This window comes from Pseudomonas sp. Pse1 (genome assembly GCF_024519635.1).
Classification (GTDB): Bacteria; Pseudomonadota; Gammaproteobacteria; order Pseudomonadales; family Pseudomonadaceae; genus Aquipseudomonas.
This window is the reverse complement of sequence record NZ_JALJRO010000003.1, coordinates 378,267-402,741: the sequence shown is the minus strand read 5'-3', so window position 1 is coordinate 402,741 and position 24,475 is coordinate 378,267. Positions and strand designations below refer to the sequence as shown.

Below are 24,475 nucleotides of genomic sequence, written 5' to 3'. Positions count from 1 at the left end.
TTCTAACGAAAAAACCCGCGATAAGCGCGGGTTTCTTGATACACGGGTCAAACAGCCTTACATGCGCTGCAGATCGCGTTGTGCCAGCTGTGCGGCGGAGGTGCCAGGATACTGGCTGACCACCTGTTGCAGAATGCCCTTTACCTTGTCGGTATGACCCAGGCGACGCTCTACATCAGCGAGCTTGTACAGCGAATCCGGCACCTTGTTGTGCTTGGGATAGAGCTGCGAAACCTTGGCGAATGCCTGGCCGGCACCTTGCAGGTCGCCCTTGGCCAGGTTCACTTCGCCCAACCAGTACTGGGCGTTGCCCGCATACTGGCTGTTCGGGTATTTGCGCAGGAAGGCGGCGAACGCCAGGCTGGCCTTGTCGAAATCCTTGGCCTTGATCAGGTCGAAGGCTGCGTCGTAATACAGCTTTTCCTTCGCCGGATCACCCGGTTCGCTGCTCGCAGCGGGAGCGGCGGCTGCCGCACCTGCTGCTGCACCGGCGGCAGCATTGCCACCGGCTGGAGAATTTTCAGGAGCCGCAGCGGGTGCACCGCCGGTTCCTATGCGCCGATCAAGATCCTGGTATCGCTCCAGGCTTTCCTGCTTCATGCGCGCAACATCATTTTGCAGAACCTCGATCACGCCTTGTTGGCGCGCGATCTGCTCCTGCATCTGTTGCAGTTGGTTGAACAGCTCGCCCTGTGCCGAGACAGGGGCCGAAACCCCTCCCCCGGCATAGGCGCCGTTCGTACCGTAACCCGCAGGCGGATAACTGCTCCCGCTATTGTTATAACCGGAATCGTTATCGACCACAGGAACCGCAGCCCACGCCGCAAGCGGCGCGAGACTGAGAGCCAAGACAGTTACAGCACGACGGCACGTTCGCATGACGAATTACTTACGCAGTTCGACGCGACGGTTTTGAGCCCAGGACTGCTCGTCGTTGCCGGTAGCAACTGGACGCTCTTCGCCGTAGGAAACCAGTTCCAGCTGAGCTGGGGAAACACCTTGCAGTACCAGGTAGCGTTGAACGGCTTTCGCACGACGCTCGCCCAGTGCCATGTTGTACTCACGAGTACCACGTTCGTCGGTGTTGCCTTCCAGAACAACGCGAGCGCCGTTCGCTTTCAGGTCTTTGGCGTGAACGTCCAGAGCGCGCATGGCTTCTGGCTTCAGGTCCGAGCTGTCGTATTCGAAGTAGAAGGTGGTGATTGCGCGCAGAGCAGCTTCTTCGCTCAGGGAACCGTCAACTGCACCAGTGTTTGCGCCGTAACCAGCGTTTGGATCAACAGCACCTTCACCGGCGTTGTCGCCGCCTTTGGACGAGCAACCTACAGCTACAGCCATGGCCAGAGCCAGCGCAGCAAACTTACCAAACTTCAGCATTTCCATCGTGAAACTCCTAATGAACCCCAATGTGTTAAGTACAACGTATAGCGCCGCGTCAGTTCAGGTAAGGGGACCAGGAAGGTTCTCTGACTTCGCCTTGAGCGGTAGGAAGCGGGAGCCTTACGCGTCCGTTGATGGACACGAGCATCAAGACTCCCCGGCCCTGCTGGCGGGTGGCGTAGATTACCATGGTGCCGTTGGGCGCAACAGTAGGCGACTCGTCCAGAGTGCTATCAGTGAGGATTTTTACGCTACCGCGCTGCAAATCCTGAGCCGCCACTTTGAAATTGGTGAAACCTTCCTGGCGATGGATCATTACCAGAGTCTTTTCATCAGCCGACAGCTTCGGGTTGGCGTTGTAGTTGCCGACGAAAGTCACACGCTCAGCACCGCCGCCACCCGCACTGGTCTTATAGATCTGCGGCTTGCCGCCACGGTCGGAGGTGAAGTAGATGGTCGAACCATCCTTACCCCAGAACGGCTCGGTGTTGATGCCAGGACCAGCAGTCACACGGGTGATCTGGCGCGAACCGAGGTTCATCACGTAGATGTCCGGGTTACCGTCCTTGGACAGCACGAATGCCAGGCGCTGACCGTCCGGCGACCAGGCTGGAGCACCGTTCAAGCCTTCAAAATTGGTGATTTGCTCACGGCGACCGGTGTCGATGTTCTGCATGAAAATACGCGGACGCTTCTGCTCGAACGAGACATAGGCGATGCGCTTGCCATCCGGTGCGAAACGCGGCGACAGGATAGGCTCGCGCGATTGCAGCAGGGTCACCGCACGGGCACCGTCATAGTCCGAACGCTGCAGGGTGTAGCGCGTGTTCTTCTCGGAGAAGCGCTCGGCCGTCACGTATAGCAGGCGAGTCGAGAAGGCACCCTTGATCCCGGTGAGCTTCTCGAACGACTGATCGGAGATGTAGTGCGCCATGTCACGCAACTGGTCGACACCGCCGGAAACACTGCCGGTCAGCACTTGCTGCTCGGTGTTGACGTTGAACAGCGCGTATTGCACCTGCAGGCGACCGCCCGCCGGAACAATGCTGCCGACCATGATGTACTGGGCGCCCAACGCCTTCCAGTCGCGGTAGATGACTTCGCTGGCCTGGGTCGGCTGGCTGATCATGTTCTGCTTCGGAATCGGCGAGTAATAACCCGAGTTGCGCAAATCGTTACCAATGATTTCTGCCATGTCATCCGGCAGGACGCTTCCGCCCTGCCAGCCGAATGGAACGACCGCAATCGGCGTCGCCCGATCACTGCCGCTGGTAACCAGAATGTTTTTTTCATCTGCCGCCGCTATCCCTGCCATACAGCAAATAACGACGAGCATTCCTCGCAGAAGGTTTCTCACAAGGCTAAATCCTCAGGTGTGAATGTCATCTTGAACGAACGATACGGAGCGAAATCGCTCGGCTTCATTCCCTGCATCTCTGTCAAACGACCAATGTTCTTGACCGCCGCCACCGCCGAGCTATCGAACGGACCGTCGCCGCTGGACTTGGCCACGGACACCGAAGTCACCGTGCCATCGGGCAACATGCCAATTTGCAGCACGACCGTCATGTTCTTGCGTGCCGAAGGAGGACGCGCCCAACCTTCCGCTGCTCGCGCACGAATCAGATCGTCGAAACTACCCGCGACTTCGTCACCACGTTCATCGGCCAGGGCCTGCTGACGCTGCGGCGTGTCGGAAAGCAAATCTGCCAGGGCCTGGGCCTTTTTCTCTTCGGCGGATTTACGTGCCGCTTCCTGCGATTTTTTCTTCGCAGCATCGGCAGCAGCTTTCTTCTTCGCATCCTCGGCGACTTTCTTCTTCGCCTCGTCCGCTTCAGCTTTCTTCTTGGCGTCTTCCGCGGCTTTCTTCTTCGCGTCTTCGACTATCTTTTTCTTCGCTTCTTCAGCGGCCGCTTTCTTAGCCTCTTCTTCAGCCTTTTTCTTGGCTTCTTCTTCGGCTTTCTTCTTGGCTATATCAGCCAATTGTTTCTCTTCTGCCTTCTTGGCTTCGGCGGTCTTCTTCGCTTCATCGGCTTTTTTGGCTTCATCAGCCTTTTTCGCCTCTTCCGCCTTCTTCGACTCGTCGGCCTTCTTGGCTTCCTCGGCCTTTTGAGCCGCCTCTTCTTTCTTTTGTTCCGCAGCCTTCACCGCTTCCTGCTCGACCTTCTTCTGTTCCATCTGTTCGACTTCGGTCTGGCGCGCAGCGGATTTCTTCGCTTCACCCGCAATCTTCTGATTGGTCTGGGTGGTCGCCTGACTTTTCGATTTCAACTGGTACAGGGTCGCCTGGACAATCGGCTTGGCCGGCGGCAACTCCGGGGTAAAGGCAAAGCTGACGAACAGCATGCCGAACACCAGCACGTGCAGGCCGATTGCCCAGACGCTAGGCCAGAAGTAGCTTTCCGAGGCTGTTGGCTCTCGCTGTTGCTGCATCAGGGTGCCTCGGTAATCAAGCCAACATTACCGACTCCGGCCTTCTGCAAACCACCCATCGCACCCATGACGGCGCCGTAGTCGACGGTCTTGTCACCGCGAATGAATACCTGGGTGTGTTTGCCGCCTTCATTGCCGGCGCGAATGATCTTGGTCACCGCATCCGTCATCTGCGGCAGGGTCATGGCGCGATCCTGCTGCTTTTCGGTGTCGACTTCGCTGCCAAGGTTCCAGTAATAGGTCTTGTCAGCCTTGATCGAAATGGTCAGGACCTGAGTGTTGTTGTCTTGCGGCAAGGCTTCGCTGGAAACCTTGGGCAAATCAACCTTCACGCCCTGATTGAGCATCGGCGCGGTCACCATGAAGATGACCAGCAGCACCAGCATCACGTCGATGTAGGGCACTACGTTCATCTCGGCGACCGGCTTGCGCTTTTTGCGAGCTCGAGCGATTAAAGCCATTGGGAAATACCTGCTTATTCTTCGCTGGTGTGCACTTTACGGTGCAGGATCGCCTGGAATTCGTCGGCGAAGGTGTAGTAACGGCTGATCAGGGTTTCGCTGCGTGCAGAGAAACGGTTGTAAGCGATAACAGCCGGGATTGCAGCGAACAGACCAATAGCAGTGGCGATCAGTGCCTCGGCGATACCCGGGGCCACGGTGGCCAGGGTCGCTTGCTGGGCAGTGGCCAGGCCGCGGAAGGAGTTCATGATGCCCCACACGGTACCGAACAGACCGATGTACGGGCTGACCGAACCGACGGTGGCGAGGAATGGCAGGCTCTGCTCGAGTTTTTCTTCCTCACGGGAGATGGCGACGCGCATCGCACGCGCTACACCTTCCATGACCGCTTCAGGATCCACACCCGGTTGCTGGCGCAGACGGGAGAATTCCTTGAAGCCGGCGCGGAAAATCTGCTCGACGCCGGAATCGGGATCCGGATTGCTGCCCGCCTGGCGGTACAACTTGGACAGGTCGATACCCGACCAGAAGCGCTCCTCGAAGCTCTCCAGGGCGCGTCGACCGGCACGCAGCAGATTGCTGCGCTGAAAGATCATGATCCATGAGGTCACCGATGCGGCCACCAGGGTCAGCATTACCAGTTGCACCACGATACTGGCATTGCTGACCAGGCTCCACATGGAGGAATGGTCGACGACGTTAGCTTCCACGCTTTATCTCCTGCTTTGAGTGTGTACCCGCGCCGCTCACGTCGGCAAAGGCCGCACGTAGAGCTTCGGGAATGGCCCGGGGTTTCAAACTATGGGTGCGCACACAGGCCACCAAAAACTGCCCTTCGCAGAGCAGTGCATTATCCGTGGCTCGCCTGACCTGCTGTTTGAAGCGCAGGCTGACACGGTTCAATTCGATTACTTCAGCACTCACCACAAGTTCGTCGTCCAGTCGCGCCGGCGCGTGGTAGCGCGCTTCGCTGGAATGCACGACGAACAACAGGTCCTCGCCTGCCAGCTGCGATTGGGCAAAGCCCAGCTCACGTAGCCGCTCGGTTCGAGCCCGTTCCATAAACTTGAGGTAATTAACGTAATACACGATGCCGCCCGCATCGGTGTCCTCGTAATAAACGCGACAGCGATGTGCGAACGACTCTAGCCCGTTTTGCGCGCGCATACTCTAGTGCTTACTCCTCACATTGCCAATCCGCTCAGGCAACTGTTTTTCGTTGTTCTGCGCCTTTGTTCGCAAACAAGGCATCGCCAGCCATCTGAGACCGCGAAAAACCGGTTTGGATCGGCGCAGATCCACCATTATTCGTCCACTGCGTCGAGAAACTCGTCTACCACAGGCATTTCGCCCATGCGCGATGGAATATTCAAGCCGAAATGCAGATACGCGTGTCGTGTTACCACCCGCCCCCGCGGGGTACGCATGATATAGCCCTGCTGGATCAGGTAGGGTTCCAGCACGTCCTCAATGGTGTGTCGCTCTTCACTGATGGCCGCCGCGAGACTGTCGACTCCGACGGGGCCACCATCGAACTTCTCGATCATGGTCAACAGTAAACGCCGATCCTGGTGATCGAAGCCACGCTCGTCGACGTCCAACAGGTTGAGTGCCAGGTCAGCGATGGGCTTGGTGATATGGCCCTTGCCGCGAACTTCGGCAAAGTCTCGCACCCGCCGCAACAAGCGGTTGGCGATGCGTGGCGTGCCGCGTGCGCGGCGGGCGATTTCAAACGAACCTTCCGGCTCCATGGGCAAGCCGAGGATGCCGGCCGATCGGCTGACGATGGTCGACAGATCGGCGGTGCTATAGAACTCCAGACGCTGGACAATCCCGAAACGGTCGCGCAACGGGTTGGTCAGCATGCCGGCGCGAGTGGTCGCGCCGACCAGGGTGAAGGGTGGCAGGTCGAGCTTGATCGAGCGCGCTGCCGGACCTTCGCCGATCATGATGTCGAGCTGAAAATCTTCCATGGCCGGGTACAGTACTTCCTCGACGATCGGCGACAAGCGATGGATTTCGTCAATGAATAGCACATCATGGGGTTCAAGATTAGTCAGCAGTGCCGCCAGGTCACCCGGGCGCTCCAGAACCGGACCCGAGGTGCTCTTGATCGACACGCCCATTTCCTGGGCAATGATGTTGGCGAGGGTGGTCTTGCCCAGGCCCGGCGGGCCGAAGATCAGGGTGTGATCCAGGGATTCGTTGCGTCCACGCGCGGCCTGGATGAACAGTTCCATCTGCTCGCGCACGGTCGGTTGACCAATGTAGTCAGCCAGGCTGACCGGACGAATCGCCCGGTCCTGGACTTCTTCGCGCTCTCGCGGGCCACCGGTGGCGGCAATCAGACGGTCAGCTTCAATCACTTAGATCATTCCCTTCAGGGCACGTCGAATCAGGTCTTCACTGCTCAAGCCTTTCTCCTTGATCGCGGAAATCGCCTTGCTGGCCTCCTGCGGCTTGTAGCCCAGGGAAATCAGCGCACTCACCGCATCGTTCTCCGCCGAGGCCACCGGCTGGGCCGGGCCGTCCGGCTGGTTCGGCACCAGGGCAAACATGCTTGGCACGGTTTCCCAGGCCTTGAAGCGATCCTTGAGTTCCACCAGCAAACGCTCGGCGGTCTTCTTGCCCACGCCCGGCACCTTGGTCAGCGCCGAAGTGTCCTGCGCCTGCACGCAGCGCACCAGTTCATCGACCTCCAGACTCGACATCAATGCCAGCGCCAATTTGGGGCCGACGCCATTGAGACGGATCAGCTCGCGAAAAAAATCACGCTCGCGCTTGCCAATGAAACCATAGAGCAACTGCGCGTCCTCGCGCACCACCAAATGGGTGTGCAAGGTGATCGGCTCACCGACCGATGGCAGTCGATACAGGGTAGTCATCGGCACTTCCAGCTCATAGCCCAGGCCGTTTACATCGAGAATCAGGTGCGGTGGCTGTTTCTCAGCCAGAGTGCCGCGCAAACGTCCAATCACGTTTCAAATCCTTAACTGGCTTTCTAGCAGCAAAGTGAGCGTGTTCGCCGACAGCACAGGCACGAAACGCTCAACGGATAAAACAAGTGGGCTGATGCTATCAGATCACAAGCGAAGACGACCGCCGCGCGCGCGCGCCGCGCCCAGGCCATGGGGCAACAGGCTGGAGCGAGTGTGGGCATGGCAAATGGCAATCGCCAAGGCGTCCGAGGCGTCGATTTGCGGCTTGGCCACCAGCTTGAGCATGTGCATGACCATCATCTGCACCTGCTCCTTATTCGCCGCGCCGGTGCCGGTCACGGCCTGCTTGACCTGGGTCGCGGTGTACTCCGCGATCTCCAGCCCCTCCTCGGCCCCCGCGACAATCGCCGCGCCCCGCGCCTGGCCAAGCTTCAGCGCCGAGTCGGCATTACGTGCCATAAACACCTTTTCGATGCCCATGGTTACCGGACCGTAAGTCTGGATAACCTCACGGACGCCGCGATAAACAATTTGCAACCGTTCATGTAATTCGCCGCTGCCGGTGCGAATACACCCGGACGCCACGTACACACACCCTCGGCCGGTATCGCGTACGACGCCATAACCGGTGATGCGTGAACCGGGGTCGATACCTAGGATTAAAGTCATAGCGCCTGCAGGAAATGTGAACTGATGATTTTCAATACAACACAATACAAATGTGGGAGCGAGCCTGCTCGCGAAGCGATCTCATATCAAGCAGGCCTGTCGCTCGAATAGTCGCATTCGGCACCGCCCCCCCACACATCAGGTACCGCCTGCCCTCAACCGAGTTGCGCGGCCACGTCTTCCGGGATATCCGCGTTGGAGTAAACGTTCTGCACGTCGTCCAGGTCTTCAAGCATGTCGATCAGCCTGAGGATTTTCTCTGCACCTTCCAGGTCCAACTCGGCGCTGGTGGTCGGCTGCATGACAATTTCCGCGTCATCCCCCTTGAACCCCGCCGCTTCCAGGGCGTTGCGCACCGCATAAAAGCTGGTGAACGAGGTGAAGACGTCGATCGAGCCGTCTTCGTGAGTGACGATGTCATCGGCGTCGGCTTCCAGCGCCGCTTCGGTCAGCGCGTCTTCGTCAACACCTGGCGCGAAAGAGATCTGCCCCTTGCGTTCGAACAGGTAGGCCACCGAGCCATCGGTGCCGAGGTTGCCGCCGCACTTGCTGAACGCATGGCGTACCGCCGCGGCCGTACGGTTGCGGTTATCGGTCATGCACTCGACCATCACCGCCACGCCGCCCGGACCATAACCCTCATAGGTCAGCTCGACCATGTCGTCGGTGTCGGCAGCACCCGCGCCACGGGCAACCGCGCGATCAATGATGTCGCGGCTCATGTTGGCGCCCAGAGCCTTGTCCAGCGCCAGGCGCAACCGTGGGTTGGAGCCTGGATCGCCACCGCCCTGCCGGGCAGCAACGGTCAGCTCACGAATCCACTTGGTGAAAATCTTGCCCTTTTTGGCATCCTGACGTTCTTTGCGGTGCTTGATGTTTGCCCACTTGGAATGACCCGCCATAACTTGCTCCGAATTCTCATTAAAACAATGCCCGCGCACCCTTGAAGGCGAGCGGGCAACGACATCGGGTTCTGACAACAAGGCGCGTCATCGGACACGCCTTACAGGCCAGCCTTACTCAGCCTTTGGCTGTTCGCGCAGACGAATATGCAGCTCACGCAGCGCCTTGGCATCCACCACGCCCGGTGCTTGCGTCATGACGTCGGCAGCACTCTGGGTTTTCGGGAAGGCAATCACTTCGCGGATCGATTGGGCGCCAGTCATCAGCATCACCAGACGGTCCAGGCCGAAGGCCAGGCCACCGTGCGGCGGAGCACCGTACTTCAGTGCGTCGAGCAGGAAGCCGAACTTCTCTTCCTGTTCCGCTTCATTGATACCCAACAGGCGGAAGACCGACTGCTGCATTTCCTTGCGGTGGATACGGATCGAACCGCCACCCAGCTCGGTGCCGTTAAGCACCATGTCATACGCACGGGACAGCGCGCCGGCCGGATTGGCTTCCAGCTCTTGCGTCGTGCACTTCGGTGCGGTGAACGGGTGGTGCAGTGCAGAGAAGCTGCCGTCGTCGTTTTCTTCGAACATCGGGAAGTCGACGACCCACATCGGCGCCCACTTGCAGGTCAGCAGATCAAGGTCGTGACCGAGCTTGATACGCAGCGCGCCCAGGGCCTCGCTGACGATCTTGGCCTTGTCGGCGCCGAAGAACACGATGTCGCCGTCGACCGCACCCACGCGATCGAGGATCACGTTGAGCTTGTCTTCAGGGATGTTCTTGACGATAGGCGACTGCAGGCCTTCCACGCCCTTGGCGCGTTCGTTGACCTTGATGTATGCCAGGCCCTTGGCACCGTAGATGCCGACAAACTTGGTGTAGTCATCGATCTGCTTGCGCGGCATGCTCGCCCCGCCTGGAACGCGCAGCGCTGCGATACGGCATTTCGGGTCGTTGGCCGGGCCGCTGAATACTTTGAAGTCGACTTCCTTGAGCTGGTCGGCAACGTCCACCAGTTCCAGCGGGTTGCGCAGGTCCGGCTTGTCGGAACCGTAGCGGCGCATGGCCTCTTCGAAGGTCATGTGCGGGAACTCACCGAATTCCAGATCCAGCACTTCCTTGAACAGGTTGCGGATCATGCCTTCGGTCAGGCCCATGATGTCTTTTTCATCGAGGAAGCTGGTCTCGATGTCGATCTGGGTGAATTCCGGCTGGCGGTCGGCACGCAGGTCTTCGTCACGGAAGCACTTGGCGATCTGGTAGTAACGGTCGAAACCGGCCACCATCAGCAGTTGCTTGAACAGCTGTGGCGACTGCGGCAAGGCGAAGAACGAACCAGCGTGGGTACGGCTCGGCACCAGGTAGTCACGTGCGCCTTCCGGAGTGGCACGCGTCAGGATTGGCGTCTCGACGTCGAGGAAGCCGTTCTCGTCCAGGTAGCGACGGATGCTGGTGGTCATGCGCGAGCGCAGGCGCAGCTTCTCGGCCATTTCCGGACGACGCAGATCGAGGAAGCGATAGCGCAGGCGGGTTTCTTCGCCAACGTCGGAGAACTCGTTCAGCGGGAACGGCGGGGTTTCCGCTTCGTTCAGCACTTCCAGTTCGTAACCCAGCACTTCGATCATGCCCGACGCCATGTTGGCGTTGGTGGCACCGGCCGGACGCAGGCGCACCTTGCCGGTGATCTTCACGACGTATTCGCTGCGCACACGATCGGCGGCGGCAAAGCTTTCAGCGCGGTCCGGATCGAACACTACCTGGGCCAGACCATCACGATCACGGATATCGAGGAAAATCACCCCGCCGTGGTCACGACGACGATGGACCCATCCGCAAAGGGTAATTTCCTGACCTTCCAGGCTTTCGTTCAGTTGGCCGCAATAATGGCTGCGCATCATGGTAGTGGTTTCACTTCTCGTAATTCGAAATTCGATGGGAGGTCTTGCTGCACCGCCGCACTTGAATGAAGTGCCAGATAATGCAAGAGCCCGGTGTGTCGTTCAACTCAGTCAGCTTTGTCGCCACCGGCCAGATTTTTCTTCGAACCGGTCTTGAAGTCGGTTTCGTACCATCCGGTACCGCTCAGGCGAAAGCCCGGCATCGACAGCATTTTTTTCAGTTCGGGTGCCTGGCAGGCTGGGCAGTCGACCAACGGTGCGTCGCTGATCTTCTGGATGGCTTCCAACTGATGACCACAGGAAGCACATTGATAGTCGTACATCGGCATGGGATTGTCTCGGCGACCAGATTGATCCCGCGCAAACAGTGGGTTTGGCGGCAAAGAGCGGGATTATATCGATTAAATCGTGCCTGTGCAGCCGTAACGCTGCACGGGCAACACCGAGCACGCCTCCACACCCGGAACAAGCGCGTCACTCAATAGAGGCGGCGCTATCGCTCAGGCTGTGGACTACACACATGACCCGCACCAGGCCACTGAAATTCTTCACGCCGCCGTGACGCAGATGCACCTCTCTATCCACGTGAGACAGTAAAGCGCTGACCGAACAACAATTGCGTTTCGCCATGCGCGCCAGGATATCCCAGTAGACCTGCTCCAGCCGCAAGCAGGTCGCAAAGCCATTCAAGCGAACCGACCTTGAGAGAGGACGGGCGAGCTCCATGTCAAATTCATGACTGAAAGGATCAACCCTAATATCCTGACGACGTGAGGTTTTATAAACTTCCGACCCTGAAACCTTAACCATCTGACTGACACTCCTTTGTCGCTGAACTTATAAAACAACAACTCCTATCGACATATAAACGCAAGCAGATACATATTTCCAGACGGCTTTATAACCAGCCACGTAGGACAAGCCATCAGTCAAGGCAAGACCTTTAACTTTGTCCGACACACTTCGAACAATCAGAACTTCCACGTAGGAATAATCAAAAATACCAGGCGCCAATTTGAAATCAGCGTGGGAAAAGACACTCGAAGCAAGGCAAGCGAATAGCGGGCGGCACCTTCAGCGTGCCGCCCGTTGCCAGGGATGGGTTACTGTTCGTCCAGCAGTGAACGCAGCATCCACGCGGTCTTCTCGTGCACCTGCATGCGCTGAGTCAGCAAGTCTGCGGTAGGTTCATCGCTGACCTTATCCAGCAAGGGGAATATGCCCCGAGCCGTACGCGTAACCGCCTCCTGTCCCTGGACCAACTGCCTGATCATATCTTCGGCACTGGGCACTCCTTCTTCCTCCTTGATCGAAGAAAGTCGTGCGTAAATTGAATAAGCACCCGGCGCGGGAAAGCCCAGTGCGCGAATACGCTCGGCAATCAAATCCACCGCCAGTGCCAATTCATTATATTGCTCCTCGAACATCAAGTGCAGCGTACGAAACATTGGCCCCGTCACATTCCAGTGAAAGTTATGGGTTTTCAGGTAAAGCACGTAAGTGTCTGATAGCAAGCGTGAAAGTCCATCGACGATGGACTTTCGATCTGCTTCGCTGATACCGATATCAATAGCCATGCTTTTCCCCTTTCGGTGATGAAATCCACTTCACGCCTGGGCATTTACTGTAGCAACACTCCCCGCACCTCGCCGGACGGGGTTGATGTCCAGCAGGGTTGCAGTTGAACGCGCCTGACACTAACCCTCGCCAGACGTTTGTGGCGCGCCATCGGTCGACCGCCCATGGCGCGGGCCTGCGCCTCGTCTGCGCTCATTTGAGAAGGTACGGCCTTTGCTGTTAAATAGACGCCGTGTGACTGCCGCTATTATTCCGCGAGCCGAACACAGGCTTTTACCTGGTACGTGTCCAACGCCTCCTATTGTTCAGAAGCGAACCGTACTCATTCAGTTCTTCCTTGTGATCCGTCTAAATGTGAGTTCATCAAAATGTTGAAAATCGTCCACCTGCTAACGGGCGCAGCAGCTTTGCTGCTGTCCTTTATCCCCAGCCTGCAAAGTGAAGCTGTGCCTTACCTGCAAAATCCCGACGCGCTGTACCTGGCGTTCCTGGGCTTGCTCAATCTGATCCTTGCGCCAGTGATTCCCTACTGGAACAAAGGCCCTCGCCATCAACTGCAGAACCTGGTCAGCGCCTTGCTGGTACTGGCCGTTGTCCTGCAAACCCTGACACTGCTGGCACCCATGCCGGAAATCGGCAGTCATCCATCCGTCCTGTTCAGCCTCGCTGTCGTGCTGGTCGCGGTGTTGCTGCATCTGGCCGTAAGCTTTTACAAGTCCTCGCCTGCCGCAGCCGCCCCGCAAAACTACGATATGACCAACCGCGATACCGGTACGGTCAAGTGGTTCAACACCTCGAAAGGCTTCGGCTTTATTTCCCGCGATTCAGGGGATGATATTTTCGTGCACTTTCGCGCCATTCGCGGTGAAGGCCACCGCGTCCTGGTGGAAGGACAGCGAGTGGAGTTCTCGGTGATGAACCGGGATAAGGGCCTGCAAGCTGAAGATGTGATTGCGGCCTTGCCGCGGCGCTGATTTTCTCAGGCTGAAAAAAACCGCGATGCAGCCAGGCTGCTCGCGGTTTTTTTTGGCGTATCGCGTGCGGGCAATCAGTAGTGCGGAGGCGGCGCCTCCTCCTCGAATGATTCGAATTGCCCAACCATTTCCTCCTGGCGCTTGAGCAAGGCAGCCATTTGCAACTGCAGGCGCTCGACCACTCGTTGCTGTGCCACCAGCACATCATTCATTGCCTCGATAGCGTCATCCTGAAACGCCAGACGACTTTCCAGGTCCATGACGCGCTCTTCCAGGTTCATTTCTCAGCCCTCCAGAAACGTGAAGTCATCGGTCAGCACCACCCGCAGACGCTCGCGAATCGCCGCCACCTGTTCCGCGCTGTAGGGACGGGCCGGATGCTTGCCCCAAACGGGCGCGGGCCATGCGGCGTCGTCACGCTTGCGCACGATGACATGCATGTGCAATTGACTGACAACGTTACCCAGGGTCGCCACATTGATCTTGTCCGCGTCGAACGAGTCCTTGAGCATTTCAGCCAGTTGCGTTGTTTCGTGCCACAGCTGTTGCTGATCCACAGGATCCAGTTGAAACAGCTCGCTGATATCCGCCTTGCGCGGCACCAGGATAAACCAGGGGTAGTTCGAATCGTTGGATAACAGTAACCGACTGAGCGCGAAGTCTCCGATTGGCAAAGTGTCCTGTTGAAGTCGTGAATCCAAAGCAAACACCGCGCGCACTCCTGCAAAGTCCTTGATATGGGCGACGCGTCGAGCCTGAAGAGCTGCACGCCGGCCCTGTCTGCACAGCATACCCGCGAACGGCACCGGGTTCACGGCGAAAAGCCCCTGGCCCCGCAACGCGCCATCTACGAGCCGGACGCACCATTGCAAGGCATCCATTGCGCGAGCCATGGCGATCTACCGGACTTCAGTCCATAAAAGCGTGACATCCATAGAAAAAGTAAGAAATTTTTCTGCAGAGATGAAAACCGGGTCTACGCTGATATCTCCGAACATCCGCCATTTACACACCCATAAGTGTGAACCGGTAACAATTTATGCTCCGCCCCGTGCACAGGCATGGTGCAACACCAGAAGCAAAAGGGAGTCAAGCGCAAACAATTCGGCGCCAAAAGGCCCGTGTTTATTCAGTTTCGCGATCTGAAACAGCGCATTGCAAAAAATCCAAGGCGAAAAATCCGGTTTGTGCACACTTGTTGCATTGATTCCCACATCGTCTATAGGGCAGCTGCTGGAAGCGCGCGCCCTTGGACCCATAAGAACCGCGGCAAGGTAGCCCACGGAGATTCAAGTGCAGCACATGGACTCTTTTTTCTGACGCGGACGCTGTGTATAAACAGCGCTGAAGTTGTCGGTCCGAATGCACATTTTTTGCAAAAATACGACCTCGAGCACGCATTTTGCGACAGGGCCGTAAAGAAGCTGAAAGGATGAAAGCGCAAGTATCGCCAACATTGTCGGCGTGATATAAGTTTGCGCCGACACAAAAAGAAAGAGCCGCCCAGATAATAAATCAGGTGGGACGGCAGAACTCTTCAAAAAAACCAAAGGAGCAAATCACGATGCGCGTGATGAAGTGGAGCATGATCGCCCTGGCTGTTTCAGCAGGCACCTCGCAGTTCGCAATCGCGTCCTCCCAGGACGATTCCAAAGGCTTTATTGAAGACCAAAGCCTGACAGCCAAGACTCGTATCGAGTACATGAACCGCGACTTCCGCAACGGCGCAGGCAACATTGCCAAGCCAGGCGGCGGCTTCAAGAGCGGCTATCGTCAGGACACTGGTATCAGCGAGCTGATCACCTACGAATCCGGCTTCACCCAAGGGACCATCGGTGTTGGCGTTGACGCTCTGCTGGGCGCTACCGCCAAGCTGGACGGCGGTGCCGGTCGCGCCGGTAACGGCCTGTTTGCCCGCGACAGCGATGGCAACCCGGAAGACACCCAATCCAAAGGCGGCGCGGCTGTTAAATTCCGCCTGTCCGACACCACTCTGAAATACGGCCGTCAATTCGTTGCCAGCCCGGTTTTCGCCACTGACGACAGCCGCCTGCTGCCAGAAGTTGCTGAAGGTACCTACATCTCCAGCAAGGAAATCAAAGGCCTGGAAGTCAACCTGGGTCGCTTCACTGCCCTGAGTTCGCAAACCGGCATGGGCAAGGACAGCATCAACGGTGCGCACACTCCTGGCCTGACCAGCGCCAACATCGGTGGTGCTACCTACCAGTTCACCGATAACTTCGTAGCCGGTTTTGCTGCTTCCGACGTAGACGACTACTTCAAGAAGCAATACATCAACGCCAACTACACCCTGCCGATCAACGACGAACAGTCGCTGAACTTCGACCTGAACGCGTACAAGACCAAAGACCAGGGCGCTGCCCTGTACGGTCCTCTGGACAACAAACTGTGGAGCTTGGCAGCTGCCTACAGCCTGGGCGCACACAAGTTCACCCTGGGCTACCAGCAGTCCTCGGGCGACACCAACTACCTGTACGGTGTTGATGGTAACGGCACGATCTTCGTAGCCAACTCCATCCAGATCTCCGACTTCATCGGTCAGGAAGAGAAGTCGTACCAAGCTCGCTACGACCTGAACATGGCCACCTACGGTGTGCCTGGCTTGAGCTTCATGAGCCGTTATGTTTACGGTAACAACATCGAAACCACGTCCGGCTCCGAAGGTAAGGAACACGAGTTCAACTTCGAAACCAAATACGTGTTCCAGGAAGGTCCGGCCAAGGATCTGTCCCTGCGTCTGCGTAGCGCGATCTACCGCGCCAACAACGCTTACAACGCTGATTACACTGCAGACAACAACGACGTACGTATCATCGTTGAATACCCGCTGCACATCTTGTAATTCGCGGTACTTGCTAGTGACTTGAGCCTGGCTCAAAGCAAAAGCCCCTCACCCTTGAACAGGTGAGGGGCTTTTTTTTATGTCAGTGGGATGACAATCAAACTCTAACTATTGAATAGCCTACTAATAATAAGCAGAGACTTAATTACTTCCCTACACATAAAAAACCCGGGCGATTTATTGGTCGCCCGGGTTTCATTTACCTACTTGACCGAAAAGACAGGTATCAAGCGGTTTCCTGAACTACGCGAATGACGCGCTGTGGAAACGGGATATCAATGCCGGCCTCTTTCAAGCGATCACGGGCGTGTTCGTTGAAATGAAACATCACATCCCAGTAGTCCGACGTTTTCGTCCAGACCCGCAACGACAGGGTAATCGAGCTGTCGCCCAGCACCGAAACCACCGCCACCGGCGCAGGATCGGTCAATACGCGTGCGTCGTTAGCCAGCTCGAGCAAGACGGCACGGGCCTTTTGCAGGTCAGCTTCGTAATCAACGCCGACATCAAACACCACTTTGCGCGTCGGTTGGCGGTTGGTGTTGGTGATGATGCCGTTGGAAAGCACGCCGTTAGGCACGATCACAGTCTTGTTGTCGCCGGTACGGATGATGGTGTGAAAGATCTGAATGCTGTCGACAGTACCCGCGGTACCCTGGGCTTCGATGAAGTCACCAATGCGGAACGGACGGAACAGCAGGATCAGTACCCCGCCAGCGAAGTTTGCCAGGCTGCCTTGCAACGCCAGGCCAATGGCCAGGCCGGCGGCACCGATGGCCGCGACAAAGGAGGTGGTTTCCACGCCGATCATCGACGCAACGCTGACCACCAGCAAAACCTTGAGAATGATGTTCGCCAGGCTGCTGATGAAGCCCTGCAACGCCAGGTCGGCATTGCGCAGTGCCAGCAGACGCCCGACCTTGTGAGTCAGCTTGTTGATCAACCACCAGCCGATGGCCAGGGTCACCACTGCCAACAGCACACGGCTGCCATACTCCATGATCATCGGGATCCAGGCCTGGGAAGCCTTCACCAAGTTGTCCACTTCAGCATTCAAATCCATCTCTCTCTCCTGATTCCCGGCTACCCGGCACATAAAACCAAGCAGCAGAAAGACCAAACCCTTGCAGGCTCAATCATTTCTGCTGTTGCTTGGGCCTCGGACGACAATAACGCCGAGAGGTTCCCTGCTGACTGATCAGTCGCGGAAGTTGTTGAACTGCAGCGGCATGCCAAATTCCTTGGCACGCAGGGCAGCGATTGCTTCCTGCAGGTCATCACGCTTCTTGCCGGTGACCCGCACCTGCTCGCCCTGGATGGCGGCCTGGACCTTGAGCTTGGCGTCTTTGATATGTCCGACGATCTTCTTCGCCAGCTCCTTGTCGATGCCTTCCTTGAGCACGGCGTCCTGCTTCATCAGTTTGCCCGATGCATAGGCATCCTTGACTTCAAGGCACTGCACGTCGATCTTGCGCTTGACCAGTGCCAGCTTGAGGATCTCGATCATTGCTTCGAGCTGGAAATCGGCCTCGGCGGTCAGGTTGACGGTCAGGTCCTTTTCCTTGAACTCGAAGCTGCCCTTGCCTTTCAAGTCATAACGACGATCGAGTTCCTTGACGGCGTTCTCGACCGCGTTGGTGAGTTCGTGTTTGTCCAGTTCGGATACCACGTCGAACGACGGCATGTAATCTCTCCAATAAAAAACGGCGCGCACAATAAAGATGGGGCACGCCTGGCTTGCGGTTAAAATCCGCGCTGATTATAACGGGTCTTTCCCATCCGCAGCGGCGAGCCTCACATGCACCTGCCAATCCGAGCGAAAATCTGATGTCGACCACCTGGCACATTCTGGGCGCGGGCAGCCTGGGTACCCTTTGGGCAACTCGCCTGGCGCGCGCGGGCCTGCCAGTGAAGCTGGTTCTGCGCGACGCGACGCGCCTGCAAGCCTATCTGGACGCAGGCGGCCTGACCCTGGTCGAGCAAGGGCAGCCACAGTGTTACGCGGTGCCGGCAGAAACCGTCGACGACGATGGGCCGATCGAGCGCCTGCTGGTCGCCTGCAAGGCTTACGATGCCGAAGCCGCAGTGGCGCAGGTGGCCCATCGCCTGAGCGACAACGCTGAACTGATCCTGCTGCAGAACGGCCTTGGCAGCCAGGATGCGGTGGCCGCACGCCTGCCCCACGCCCGCTGCATCTGCGCCTCCAGTACCGAAGGCGCGTTTCGTGATGGAGATTGGCGTGTAGTGTTCGCCGGTCATGGCTACACCTGGCTGGGCGACACACTCCAGCCGGTAGCACCGATCTGGCTGGAGGATCTGGACGCGGCGGGCATTCCCCACGCCTGGAGCGTGGACATCCTGACCCGGTTGTGGCGAAAGCTCGCACTCAACTGTGCGATCAATCCGCTGACCGTCCTCCATGATTGCCGTAACGGCGGCTTGCAGGTGCATCACTGCGAAGTCGCCACCCTGTGTCTGGAACTGACCGAGTTGCTCGAACGCTGTGGCCAGCCCGCCGCCGCAGAGGATCTGCAACAGGAAGTCGAACGAGTGATCCTGGCCACTGCGGCCAACTTTTCGTCCATGTACCAGGACGTCGCCAATCAGCGCCGGACCGAAATCAGCTACCTGCTGGGACATGCCTGCGCGGTCGCGGCACGCCACCAACTGGTATTGCCGCACCTGACGCAATTGCAGCAGCGCCTGATCACCCACCTGCAAACTCGCGGATTGCCCAGCGACTGAGCAGCGGCTACGCTGGCCTCCTGTTCTTCTTTAGCGACGACCCCGATGCCATTGCGCCAGCGCCTCGAAAACCTGCCGGTCGGCCAGAAATTGCTGGCCGCCCTGTTGGTGCTGTTGATCACCGTCCTGCTGGTGGCCAACCTGACCTTTATCAGCGCCGCCTATTGGATCTCCCAGGAAAGCATGGCCCCCCAGGCCCTGCAGACCATCGGCCGCCTGGTGTCCAATCCGTCCATTGCCGCGCAGGCACTCAACTCACCGCAGGACGCGGAAAAACTTCTGAATGAACTCAACAGCTATACGCCGTTGCGTGCTGCAGCACTGTATGACGGCAGAGGACAGCTCTTGGCGCAGGTTCAGCATGGCGACCACCTCGAACTGCCCAAGCGCTATCGCCATATCGAAGCGTGGCAGGCCACCGAATTTCGCAGCAATCAATTGATCACCCTTGCGCAGCCCGGTGCAGCGCCCGGGCACTTGCTGTTGGTGGCGAGCAGCGAGTTGCCAGTGGCGTTCTACACCGGAACGCTGACTGCCAGCCTGGGCATCCTGATCTTCAGCATCCTGCTTTGGCTTTTGATTGCCCAACAGATCAAGCGCCTGATAACCCAGCCTATCCATCAACTGGAAGTACTGTCACGCCAGGTCACCCGAGAAGAAAACTACGCGTTACGTGCCTCACGCGGTAACCACGATGAAATTGGCAGCCTGGCGGAAGCCTTCAACACCATGCTGTCGCGCATCGAGGCTCGGGAACAACAACTCAAGCGCGCCCGGGACGACTCCCAGGCCGCCTATGACCAGGCCCAGGGTCTCGCCGAAGAAACCCGTCACACCAACCGCAAGCTGGAGCTGGAAGTCCAGGTGCGGAGCAAGATCGAGAAAAAACTCACGGGCTTCCAGAACTACCTCAACAGCATCATCGACTCCATGCCCTCGGCGCTGATCGCCCTCGACGAGCAGCTCTACGTGACTCAATGGAACCAGGAAGCCAGCGCTCTCTCCGGCACGCGCCTGGACGAAGCCTTGAACCAGCCGATTTTCCTCGCCTTCGAACCGCTCAAGCCGTTCTTGCCGCAACTCAAGGAAACCGTCGAACAACATAGCGTGGTCAAGATTGATCGGGTCACCTGGTTCAAGGAAGACGAGCCCAAACACTATGCACTGACCTTTTACCCGTTGATGGGCGGTGCCGGTCGAGGGGTGGTGATCCGCATTGATGACATTACCCAGCGCCTGTCCCTGGAAGAAATGATGGTGCAGTCCGAGAAAATGCTCTCGGTGGGGGGCCTTGCGGCCGGCATGGCCCACGAGATCAACAACCCCTTGGGCGCGATCCTGCACAACGTGCAGAACATTCGACGCCGGCTATCCACCGAGCTGCCGAAGAACCTTGAAGCGGCAGAACAGCTCGGTGTGGAGCTGGACAACATCAATCAATACCTGCAAAGCCGCGAAGTCCCACAACTGCTCGACGGCATTCAACAAGCCGGGGCCCGCGCGGCGAAAATCGTCACTCACATGCTCAGCTTCAGCCGGCGCAGCAACCGGCAGATGGCGCCTTGTGATCTTCCGGCGCTGATCGATCAGGCCGTGGAGATCGCCGGCAATGATTTCGACCTGGCAATCGGCTTCGACTTCAAGGGCCAGGCCATCATTCGCCAGTTCGACCCTCAGCTTGGACCAGTGCCCGGTACGGCCAACGAACTGGAGCAAGTGCTGCTCAACCTGTTGAAAAACGCAGCCCAGGCCATTCATCAACGGGAAGACGACAGCGAGCCCGGCCGCATCATCCTGCGCACCCGACTCAATCCACCATGGGCGGAAATCCAGGTCGAGGACAACGGCATCGGCATGACCGAAAGCGTGCGCAAACGCACCTTCGAGCCGTTCTTCACCACCAAGGAAATCGGCCAGGGCACCGGTCTGGGACTGTCCGTTTCGTATTTCATCATTACCAATAACCACAAGGGGCAGATGGAGGTGCAGTCAACCCTCGGCCAGGGCACGTGTTTCACCCTGCGCCTGCCATTGACCGGCTTCCCGCTCGCCCCTCACGAACTCAAACCACTGGAGCACTAGGCATGGGTTTTCGCCTGTCAAAGATCTACACCCGCACCGGCGACAAAGGTGAAACCGGCCTGGGCGACGGTCGCCGGGTGCCCAAGGATCACCCGCGCATCGAGGCTATCGGCGAAGTCGATACATTGAATAGTCAGGTGGGGGTGCTGTTGGCCGGCTTGGCCGAGCACAGCGGTCACTGCGCCGGGTTGACTGAAGTGATCGAAGTCCTGGCGCCTTGCCAGCATCGACTGTTCGATCTCGGCGGTGAGTTGGCGATGCCGGAGTATCAAGCGCTGAACGCACAGGAGATCGAGCGCCTGGAGGCGGCGATTGACGTGTGGAATGACGAGCTGGGGCCGCTGGAGAATTTCATCTTGCCCGGTGGCTCGAGCTTGATTGCCCAGGCCCATGTCTGCCGCAGCCTGGCCCGCAGCGCCGAACGCCGTTGCCAGCAATTGAACGCCATCGAGCCCTTGGCGGGGGTCGGCCTGGCCTATATCAATCGGTTGTCGGACTTGCTGTTTGTCGCCGCCCGGCTGATTGCCAAACGCCAGGGTGTCAGCGAGATTCTCTGGCAAGCGGCGAAAAAACCCGAGGTCTGACGCCCCTGGGGTTTTTCACCTGCACTCGCCAGAATCAGGCTTGGGGCCAGAACGCCCGGATCCCGGCCACACCCTGCGCACCCGCCTCCCACGCTTGCTGACGCTCGGCAGGGCCGACACCGCCGAGCAGGAACACGGGTTTGCTGAAACCAGCAATCAGTTGTCGGGCCTGCTCCCAACCCAGGGGCACCGCATCGGGATGAGTTTGGGTCGGCTGGACCGGCGACAACGTGACAAAATCGACGCCCATCTGTTCAGCCAGGCTAAGCTCTTCGGCGTTGTGGCACGAAGCCGCGAGCCAGCGCGAGGCCGGCAACGGACGACCGGCGCTGGCGTACTTGCGCAACTGCGCGCCGGTGATGTGCCAGCCGGCGGAAGGAAAATCCCCCAGCCATTCGAACGGCCCCTTGAGCATCAACTGCGCCTTGCCCGCACACAGGCCCACGGCATCCACCGCCAGGTCGCGGTATTTCGGGTCGTAGCCGTTGGGGGCGCGCAATTGAACCAGCTTGATGCCGCCTGCAATGGCTTTCTGAATGCCACGCAGCAGTTCAGGGGTTTCCAGGCCCTCAGGCGTAATCAGGTATTCAGCCGGCAATCGCGCGGCAGCGACGATCGACAGATTGGCGGCTGGAAACTCGTAATTGCCCAACTCACGCGCGGTCACCCAGGCCAGTGGCTGGCCTTCGGCGCCATGGGGCTCGCCGGTAAATGCCGAAACCTCCCAGACATCCAGCAACACCTGCTTGTCCGGATAGTCATGCTGGACCTTGATCAAGGGACGCGCGGCGCTCACCACGATCCCCAACTCTTCGTGCAGTTCGCGGGCAAGCGCGGCCGGCACCGCCTCGCCCTCTTCGACCTTGCCTCCGGGAAATTCCCACAGACCGCCCTGGTGCTGGGTATCGGCGCGGCGCGCAATCAGGATCTTGCCGCTGGCATCACGAATGACTGCTGCCGCTACATGGACTCGTTTCACCGCACCACTTCCTCTAAACCGGCTTTCTGCCAAGCCTGGAAGGCTGGCCATTGATAAATCGCTTGAACGTAGGCTTCGGCATCGGCCGGCAATTTGACCTGATAGGTGCGCAGGCGCACGGCTATCGGGGCGAAAAACGCATCAGCCAGGCTCACGCTGCCAAACAGGAACGGACCGCTTTCGGCCGACGCCGCACGGCACTCGGTCCACAGCGCCAGCATGCGCTCAATCTCCGCTTGCACATCGGCAGGCATCGGCACCAGCGGCGCGTCCCGGCTCAGGTCGAACGGCATGTTGCTGCGGATCGCAAAGAACCCGCTGTGCATCTGCGCGCAGGCGGAGCGGGCCTGGGCACGGGCGGCGATGTCTAGTGGCCAGAGTTGCACCTCGGGGAAGCGTTCAACCAGGTACTCGGCGATGGCCAGCGAATCGGCGATGGTGCCATGCTCAGTCTTGAGCAACGGGACCTTGGCCGTCGGCGAATGCTTAAGCAATCGCTCGCGGGTATCGGGCTGGTTGAGCTTGATGATTTCTTCGGAATAGGTCGCACCCGCCAGATTCAGTGCCAGGGCACCGCGCAGGGACCAGGAGGAATAGAGTTTGTCGCCAATGATCAGGTGGTAGCTCATATACGCATCCTTGGGATGAGGGGGTACAGGCCAGAAATCGCTCGCGTGTGGCAGGTGCCACTCCCCCAGGGCTGCTGTGGGAGTGGGCTTGCCCGCGATCAGATCGACAGGATCTTACGTACGGTACTCAGCGTTGATTTTCACGTATTCGTGGGACAGATCAGTGGTCCAGATGGTTTCGCTGCAGTCGCCGCGCCCCAACTCGATACGGATGGTGATCTCTTCACGTTGCATCACCGCCGAGCCCTGGGCTTCGGTGTAGGTAGCGGCGCGAGCACCACGGCTGGCGATGCACACTTCGCCGAGGAATACGTCGATCTTGCTTACGTCGAGGTCCGGTACGCCTGCACGGCCGACGGCTGCCAGGATACGACCCCAGTTTGGATCGGAAGCGAACAATGCGGTTTTGATCAGGGGCGAGTGCGCCACGGTATAGCCAACGTCCAGGCATTCCTGGTGATTGCCGCCACCGTTGACTTCGACGGTGACGAATTTGGTCGCACCCTCGCCATCACGGACGATGGCCTGCGCCACCTCCATGCACACCTCGAACACCGCCTGCTTCAACGCCGCGAACAATGGACCACTGGCCTCGGTGATTTCCGGCAGTGCAGCCTTACCGGTGGCAATCAGCATGCAGCAGTCGTTGGTCGAGGTATCGCCATCGATGGTGATGCGGTTGAACGACTTGTTGGCGCCGTCGAGCATCAGGTTTTGCAGGACTTCACGGGACACTTTGGCGTCGGTCGCAATGTAGCCGAGCATGGTCGCCATGTTCGGGCGAATCATCCCGGCGCCCTTGCTGATGCCGGTCACGGTGATGGTCACGCCGTCGTGTTGGAACTGCCGGCTCGCGCCCTTGGGCAGGGTGTCGGTGGTCATGATCCCGGTGGCCGCGGCCTCCCAGTTATTTTCCGACAGGTCGTCGAGGGCGGCTTGCAGTGCGCCCTCGATCTTCTCGACCGGCAGCGGCTCGCCAATCACACCCGTGGAGTATGGCAGCACCAGGCTAGCATCCACGCCAGTCAGCTCAGCCAGCTTGGCGCAGGTGCGCTCGGCAGCCGCCAGGCCCGGCTCACCGGTACCGGCGTTGGCATTGCCGGTGTTAGTCAGCAGGTAACGCACCGGACCCTGGACGCGCTGCTTGGCGAGGATCACCGGCGCCGCGCAAAAGGCGTTCAAGGTGAAGACACCGGCAACGGTCGACCCTTCAGCACAGCGCATGACCACCACATCCTTGCGCCCAGGGCGCTTGATGCCAGCCGAAGCGATACCGAGTTCAAAACCGGCAACCGGGTGCAACGTTGGCAAAGGACCAAGACCAACAGCCATGAATGCGCTCCTCTAAATAGGTGATATCTGCAGCG

At 58.6% G+C, this 24,475-nt stretch carries 27 protein-coding genes; 5 read left to right on the top strand and 22 right to left on the bottom strand.

The genetic code is table 11. From position 1 onward, the window contains the following. Nucleotides 1–57 precede the first annotated feature (57 nt). From ybgF to NR126_RS06875, 15 genes are all read right to left on the bottom strand, one after another. A complete protein-coding gene (ybgF, locus tag NR126_RS06945; protein ID WP_256829938.1) occupies nt 58–879 on the bottom strand; it encodes a tol-pal system protein YbgF in 822 nt (273 codons plus the stop codon). Between the two features lie 6 nt (nt 880–885). Then, nucleotides 886–1,383, bottom strand: coding sequence for a peptidoglycan-associated lipoprotein Pal (gene pal / locus NR126_RS06940; RefSeq protein ID WP_003178634.1), 498 nt, complete (start codon nt 1,381–1,383; stop codon nt 886–888). A gap of 52 nt (nt 1,384–1,435) precedes the next feature. Further along, a complete protein-coding gene (tolB, locus tag NR126_RS06935; protein ID WP_256829937.1) occupies nt 1,436–2,716 on the bottom strand; it encodes a Tol-Pal system beta propeller repeat protein TolB in 1,281 nt (426 codons plus the stop codon). 17 nt (nt 2,717–2,733) lie between these two features. Next, the gene (gene tolA / locus NR126_RS06930) at nt 2,734–3,813 is read right to left on the bottom strand and encodes a cell envelope integrity protein TolA (RefSeq protein WP_027619831.1); all 1,080 of its coding nucleotides are present in this window, start codon (nt 3,811–3,813) and stop codon (nt 2,734–2,736) included. Further along, a complete protein-coding gene (tolR, locus tag NR126_RS06925; protein WP_162530237.1) occupies nt 3,813–4,265 on the bottom strand; it encodes a protein TolR in 453 nt (150 codons plus the stop codon). The genes tolA and tolR overlap by 1 nt, the downstream gene beginning before the upstream one ends. A gap of 23 nt (nt 4,266–4,288) precedes the next feature. Then, complete coding sequence (gene tolQ, locus NR126_RS06920) at nt 4,289–4,984, bottom strand: protein TolQ (RefSeq protein ID WP_027619829.1); 696 nt, start codon at nt 4,982–4,984, stop codon at nt 4,289–4,291. Beyond that, the gene (gene ybgC / locus NR126_RS06915) at nt 4,974–5,441 is read right to left on the bottom strand and encodes a tol-pal system-associated acyl-CoA thioesterase (RefSeq protein ID WP_027619828.1); all 468 of its coding nucleotides are present in this window, start codon (nt 5,439–5,441) and stop codon (nt 4,974–4,976) included. The genes tolQ and ybgC overlap by 11 nt, the downstream gene beginning before the upstream one ends. A 137-nt stretch (nt 5,442–5,578) precedes the next feature. Next, complete coding sequence (gene ruvB, locus NR126_RS06910) at nt 5,579–6,640, bottom strand: Holliday junction branch migration DNA helicase RuvB (RefSeq protein WP_027619827.1); 1,062 nt, start codon at nt 6,638–6,640, stop codon at nt 5,579–5,581. Beyond that, the gene (gene ruvA, locus NR126_RS06905) at nt 6,641–7,252 is read right to left on the bottom strand and encodes a Holliday junction branch migration protein RuvA (protein WP_105753871.1); all 612 of its coding nucleotides are present in this window, start codon (nt 7,250–7,252) and stop codon (nt 6,641–6,643) included. Between the two features lie 105 nt (nt 7,253–7,357). Beyond that, nucleotides 7,358–7,882 carry a crossover junction endodeoxyribonuclease RuvC gene (gene ruvC / locus NR126_RS06900; protein ID WP_027619825.1) on the bottom strand — a complete coding sequence of 175 codons (525 nt, stop codon included), beginning with the start codon at nt 7,880–7,882 and terminating at the stop codon, nt 7,358–7,360. A gap of 155 nt (nt 7,883–8,037) precedes the next feature. Then, nucleotides 8,038–8,784 (bottom strand): YebC/PmpR family DNA-binding transcriptional regulator, encoded by a 747-nt coding sequence (locus NR126_RS06895; protein WP_027619824.1) that lies wholly within the window; start codon nt 8,782–8,784, stop codon nt 8,038–8,040. 114 nt (nt 8,785–8,898) lie between these two features. Next, complete coding sequence (gene aspS / locus NR126_RS06890) at nt 8,899–10,674, bottom strand: aspartate--tRNA ligase (RefSeq protein ID WP_256829936.1); 1,776 nt, start codon at nt 10,672–10,674, stop codon at nt 8,899–8,901. Between the two features lie 107 nt (nt 10,675–10,781). Then, the gene (locus NR126_RS06885; protein WP_007977333.1) at nt 10,782–11,003 is read right to left on the bottom strand and encodes an FmdB family zinc ribbon protein; all 222 of its coding nucleotides are present in this window, start codon (nt 11,001–11,003) and stop codon (nt 10,782–10,784) included. 145 nt (nt 11,004–11,148) lie between these two features. Next, nucleotides 11,149–11,484 (bottom strand): ribbon-helix-helix domain-containing protein, encoded by a 336-nt coding sequence (locus tag NR126_RS06880; protein ID WP_027619822.1) that lies wholly within the window; start codon nt 11,482–11,484, stop codon nt 11,149–11,151. Nucleotides 11,485–11,777: 293 nt separating this feature from the next. Beyond that, on the bottom strand, nt 11,778–12,251 hold the full coding sequence (locus NR126_RS06875) for a Dps family protein (RefSeq protein WP_027619821.1): 474 nt from the start codon (nt 12,249–12,251) through the stop codon (nt 11,778–11,780). Nucleotides 12,252–12,620: 369 nt separating this feature from the next. On the opposite strand from NR126_RS06875, the gene NR126_RS28745 reads away from it, so the two are divergent. Further along, the gene (locus NR126_RS28745) at nt 12,621–13,226 is read left to right on the top strand and encodes a cold-shock protein (protein WP_027619820.1); all 606 of its coding nucleotides are present in this window, start codon (nt 12,621–12,623) and stop codon (nt 13,224–13,226) included. A gap of 74 nt (nt 13,227–13,300) precedes the next feature. Here NR126_RS28745 and NR126_RS06865 read toward each other — a convergent pair whose 3' ends face one another. Then, nucleotides 13,301–13,507 (bottom strand): SlyX family protein, encoded by a 207-nt coding sequence (locus NR126_RS06865; protein WP_027619819.1) that lies wholly within the window; start codon nt 13,505–13,507, stop codon nt 13,301–13,303. A 3-nt stretch (nt 13,508–13,510) separates the two neighbouring features. Further along, on the bottom strand, nt 13,511–13,936 hold the full coding sequence (locus tag NR126_RS06860; RefSeq protein WP_027619818.1) for an HIT domain-containing protein: 426 nt from the start codon (nt 13,934–13,936) through the stop codon (nt 13,511–13,513). An 854-nt stretch (nt 13,937–14,790) separates the two neighbouring features. Here NR126_RS06860 and NR126_RS06855 point away from each other — a divergent pair. Further along, nucleotides 14,791–16,089: an OprD family porin gene (locus NR126_RS06855; RefSeq protein WP_027619816.1), complete on the top strand. Its 1,299-nt coding sequence runs from the start codon at nt 14,791–14,793 to the stop codon at nt 16,087–16,089. A 226-nt stretch (nt 16,090–16,315) separates the two neighbouring features. Here NR126_RS06855 and NR126_RS06850 read toward each other — a convergent pair whose 3' ends face one another. Both NR126_RS06850 and NR126_RS06845 read right to left on the bottom strand, forming a co-directional pair. Beyond that, on the bottom strand, nt 16,316–17,152 hold the full coding sequence (locus NR126_RS06850; protein ID WP_027619815.1) for a mechanosensitive ion channel family protein: 837 nt from the start codon (nt 17,150–17,152) through the stop codon (nt 16,316–16,318). A 135-nt stretch (nt 17,153–17,287) separates the two neighbouring features. Then, the gene (locus tag NR126_RS06845) at nt 17,288–17,773 is read right to left on the bottom strand and encodes a YajQ family cyclic di-GMP-binding protein (protein WP_027619814.1); all 486 of its coding nucleotides are present in this window, start codon (nt 17,771–17,773) and stop codon (nt 17,288–17,290) included. Nucleotides 17,774–17,916: 143 nt separating this feature from the next. Between NR126_RS06845 and NR126_RS06840 the strand changes: the two genes are divergently transcribed. The 3 genes from NR126_RS06840 to NR126_RS06830 are packed head-to-tail and all read left to right on the top strand — an operon-like array spanning nt 17,917 to nt 21,500. Beyond that, entirely contained in the window at nt 17,917–18,834 is a 918-nt protein-coding gene (locus tag NR126_RS06840; protein WP_027619813.1) for a putative 2-dehydropantoate 2-reductase, read from the top strand. Between the two features lie 45 nt (nt 18,835–18,879). After that, nucleotides 18,880–20,916: an ATP-binding protein gene (locus tag NR126_RS06835; RefSeq protein WP_027619812.1), complete on the top strand. Its 2,037-nt coding sequence runs from the start codon at nt 18,880–18,882 to the stop codon at nt 20,914–20,916. A gap of 2 nt (nt 20,917–20,918) precedes the next feature. Continuing rightward, nucleotides 20,919–21,500, top strand: a complete 582-nt coding sequence (locus tag NR126_RS06830) for a cob(I)yrinic acid a,c-diamide adenosyltransferase (protein WP_027619811.1) — start codon at nt 20,919–20,921, stop codon at nt 21,498–21,500. 34 nt (nt 21,501–21,534) lie between these two features. On the opposite strand, the gene NR126_RS06825 is transcribed toward NR126_RS06830, so the two are convergent. The 3 genes from NR126_RS06825 to argJ all read right to left on the bottom strand — a co-directional run bounded on the left by NR126_RS06825 (nt 21,535) and on the right by argJ (nt 24,440). Continuing rightward, nucleotides 21,535–22,479 carry a Nudix family hydrolase gene (locus NR126_RS06825; RefSeq protein ID WP_256829935.1) on the bottom strand — a complete coding sequence of 315 codons (945 nt, stop codon included), beginning with the start codon at nt 22,477–22,479 and terminating at the stop codon, nt 21,535–21,537. Beyond that, on the bottom strand, nt 22,476–23,108 hold the full coding sequence (locus NR126_RS06820; RefSeq protein WP_027619809.1) for a glutathione S-transferase family protein: 633 nt from the start codon (nt 23,106–23,108) through the stop codon (nt 22,476–22,478). The genes NR126_RS06825 and NR126_RS06820 overlap by 4 nt, the downstream gene beginning before the upstream one ends. Before the next feature lie 114 nt (nt 23,109–23,222). After that, nucleotides 23,223–24,440 (bottom strand): bifunctional glutamate N-acetyltransferase/amino-acid acetyltransferase ArgJ, encoded by a 1,218-nt coding sequence (gene argJ, locus NR126_RS06815; protein WP_027619808.1) that lies wholly within the window; start codon nt 24,438–24,440, stop codon nt 23,223–23,225. Nucleotides 24,441–24,475: the final 35 nt, after the last annotated feature.

Excerpts from the sequence above, each read along its gene's own strand:
- NR126_RS06840 (WP_027619813.1), top strand. The coding sequence starts at position 17,917 with ATGTCGACCACCTGGCACATTCTGGGCGCGGGCAGCCTGGGTACCCTT.
- NR126_RS06875 (WP_027619821.1), bottom strand. The coding sequence starts at position 12,251 with ATGGCTATTGATATCGGTATCAGCGAAGCAGATCGAAAGTCCATCGTC.
- ybgF (WP_256829938.1), bottom strand. The coding sequence starts at position 879 with ATGCGAACGTGCCGTCGTGCTGTAACTGTCTTGGCTCTCAGTCTCGCG.
- NR126_RS06880 (WP_027619822.1), bottom strand. The coding sequence starts at position 11,484 with ATGGTTAAGGTTTCAGGGTCGGAAGTTTATAAAACCTCACGTCGTCAG.
- tolB (WP_256829937.1), bottom strand. The coding sequence starts at position 2,716 with ATGCTCGTCGTTATTTGCTGTATGGCAGGGATAGCGGCGGCAGATGAA.
- NR126_RS06830 (WP_027619811.1), top strand. The coding sequence starts at position 20,919 with ATGGGTTTTCGCCTGTCAAAGATCTACACCCGCACCGGCGACAAAGGT.
- ruvC (WP_027619825.1), bottom strand. The coding sequence starts at position 7,882 with ATGACTTTAATCCTAGGTATCGACCCCGGTTCACGCATCACCGGTTAT.
- argJ (WP_027619808.1), bottom strand. The coding sequence starts at position 24,440 with ATGGCTGTTGGTCTTGGTCCTTTGCCAACGTTGCACCCGGTTGCCGGT.
- NR126_RS06895 (WP_027619824.1), bottom strand. The coding sequence starts at position 8,784 with ATGGCGGGTCATTCCAAGTGGGCAAACATCAAGCACCGCAAAGAACGT.
- NR126_RS06855 (WP_027619816.1), top strand. The coding sequence starts at position 14,791 with ATGCGCGTGATGAAGTGGAGCATGATCGCCCTGGCTGTTTCAGCAGGC.
- tolA (WP_027619831.1), bottom strand. The coding sequence starts at position 3,813 with ATGCAGCAACAGCGAGAGCCAACAGCCTCGGAAAGCTACTTCTGGCCT.
- NR126_RS06820 (WP_027619809.1), bottom strand. The coding sequence starts at position 23,108 with ATGAGCTACCACCTGATCATTGGCGACAAACTCTATTCCTCCTGGTCC.
- pal (WP_003178634.1), bottom strand. The coding sequence starts at position 1,383 with ATGGAAATGCTGAAGTTTGGTAAGTTTGCTGCGCTGGCTCTGGCCATG.
- NR126_RS06850 (WP_027619815.1), bottom strand. The coding sequence starts at position 17,152 with ATGGATTTGAATGCTGAAGTGGACAACTTGGTGAAGGCTTCCCAGGCC.
- aspS (WP_256829936.1), bottom strand. The coding sequence starts at position 10,674 with ATGATGCGCAGCCATTATTGCGGCCAACTGAACGAAAGCCTGGAAGGT.
- NR126_RS06865 (WP_027619819.1), bottom strand. The coding sequence starts at position 13,507 with ATGAACCTGGAAGAGCGCGTCATGGACCTGGAAAGTCGTCTGGCGTTT.
- ybgC (WP_027619828.1), bottom strand. The coding sequence starts at position 5,441 with ATGCGCGCGCAAAACGGGCTAGAGTCGTTCGCACATCGCTGTCGCGTT.
- NR126_RS06835 (WP_027619812.1), top strand. The coding sequence starts at position 18,880 with ATGCCATTGCGCCAGCGCCTCGAAAACCTGCCGGTCGGCCAGAAATTG.
- NR126_RS06845 (WP_027619814.1), bottom strand. The coding sequence starts at position 17,773 with ATGCCGTCGTTCGACGTGGTATCCGAACTGGACAAACACGAACTCACC.
- NR126_RS06885 (WP_007977333.1), bottom strand. The coding sequence starts at position 11,003 with ATGCCGATGTACGACTATCAATGTGCTTCCTGTGGTCATCAGTTGGAA.
- NR126_RS28745 (WP_027619820.1), top strand. The coding sequence starts at position 12,621 with ATGTTGAAAATCGTCCACCTGCTAACGGGCGCAGCAGCTTTGCTGCTG.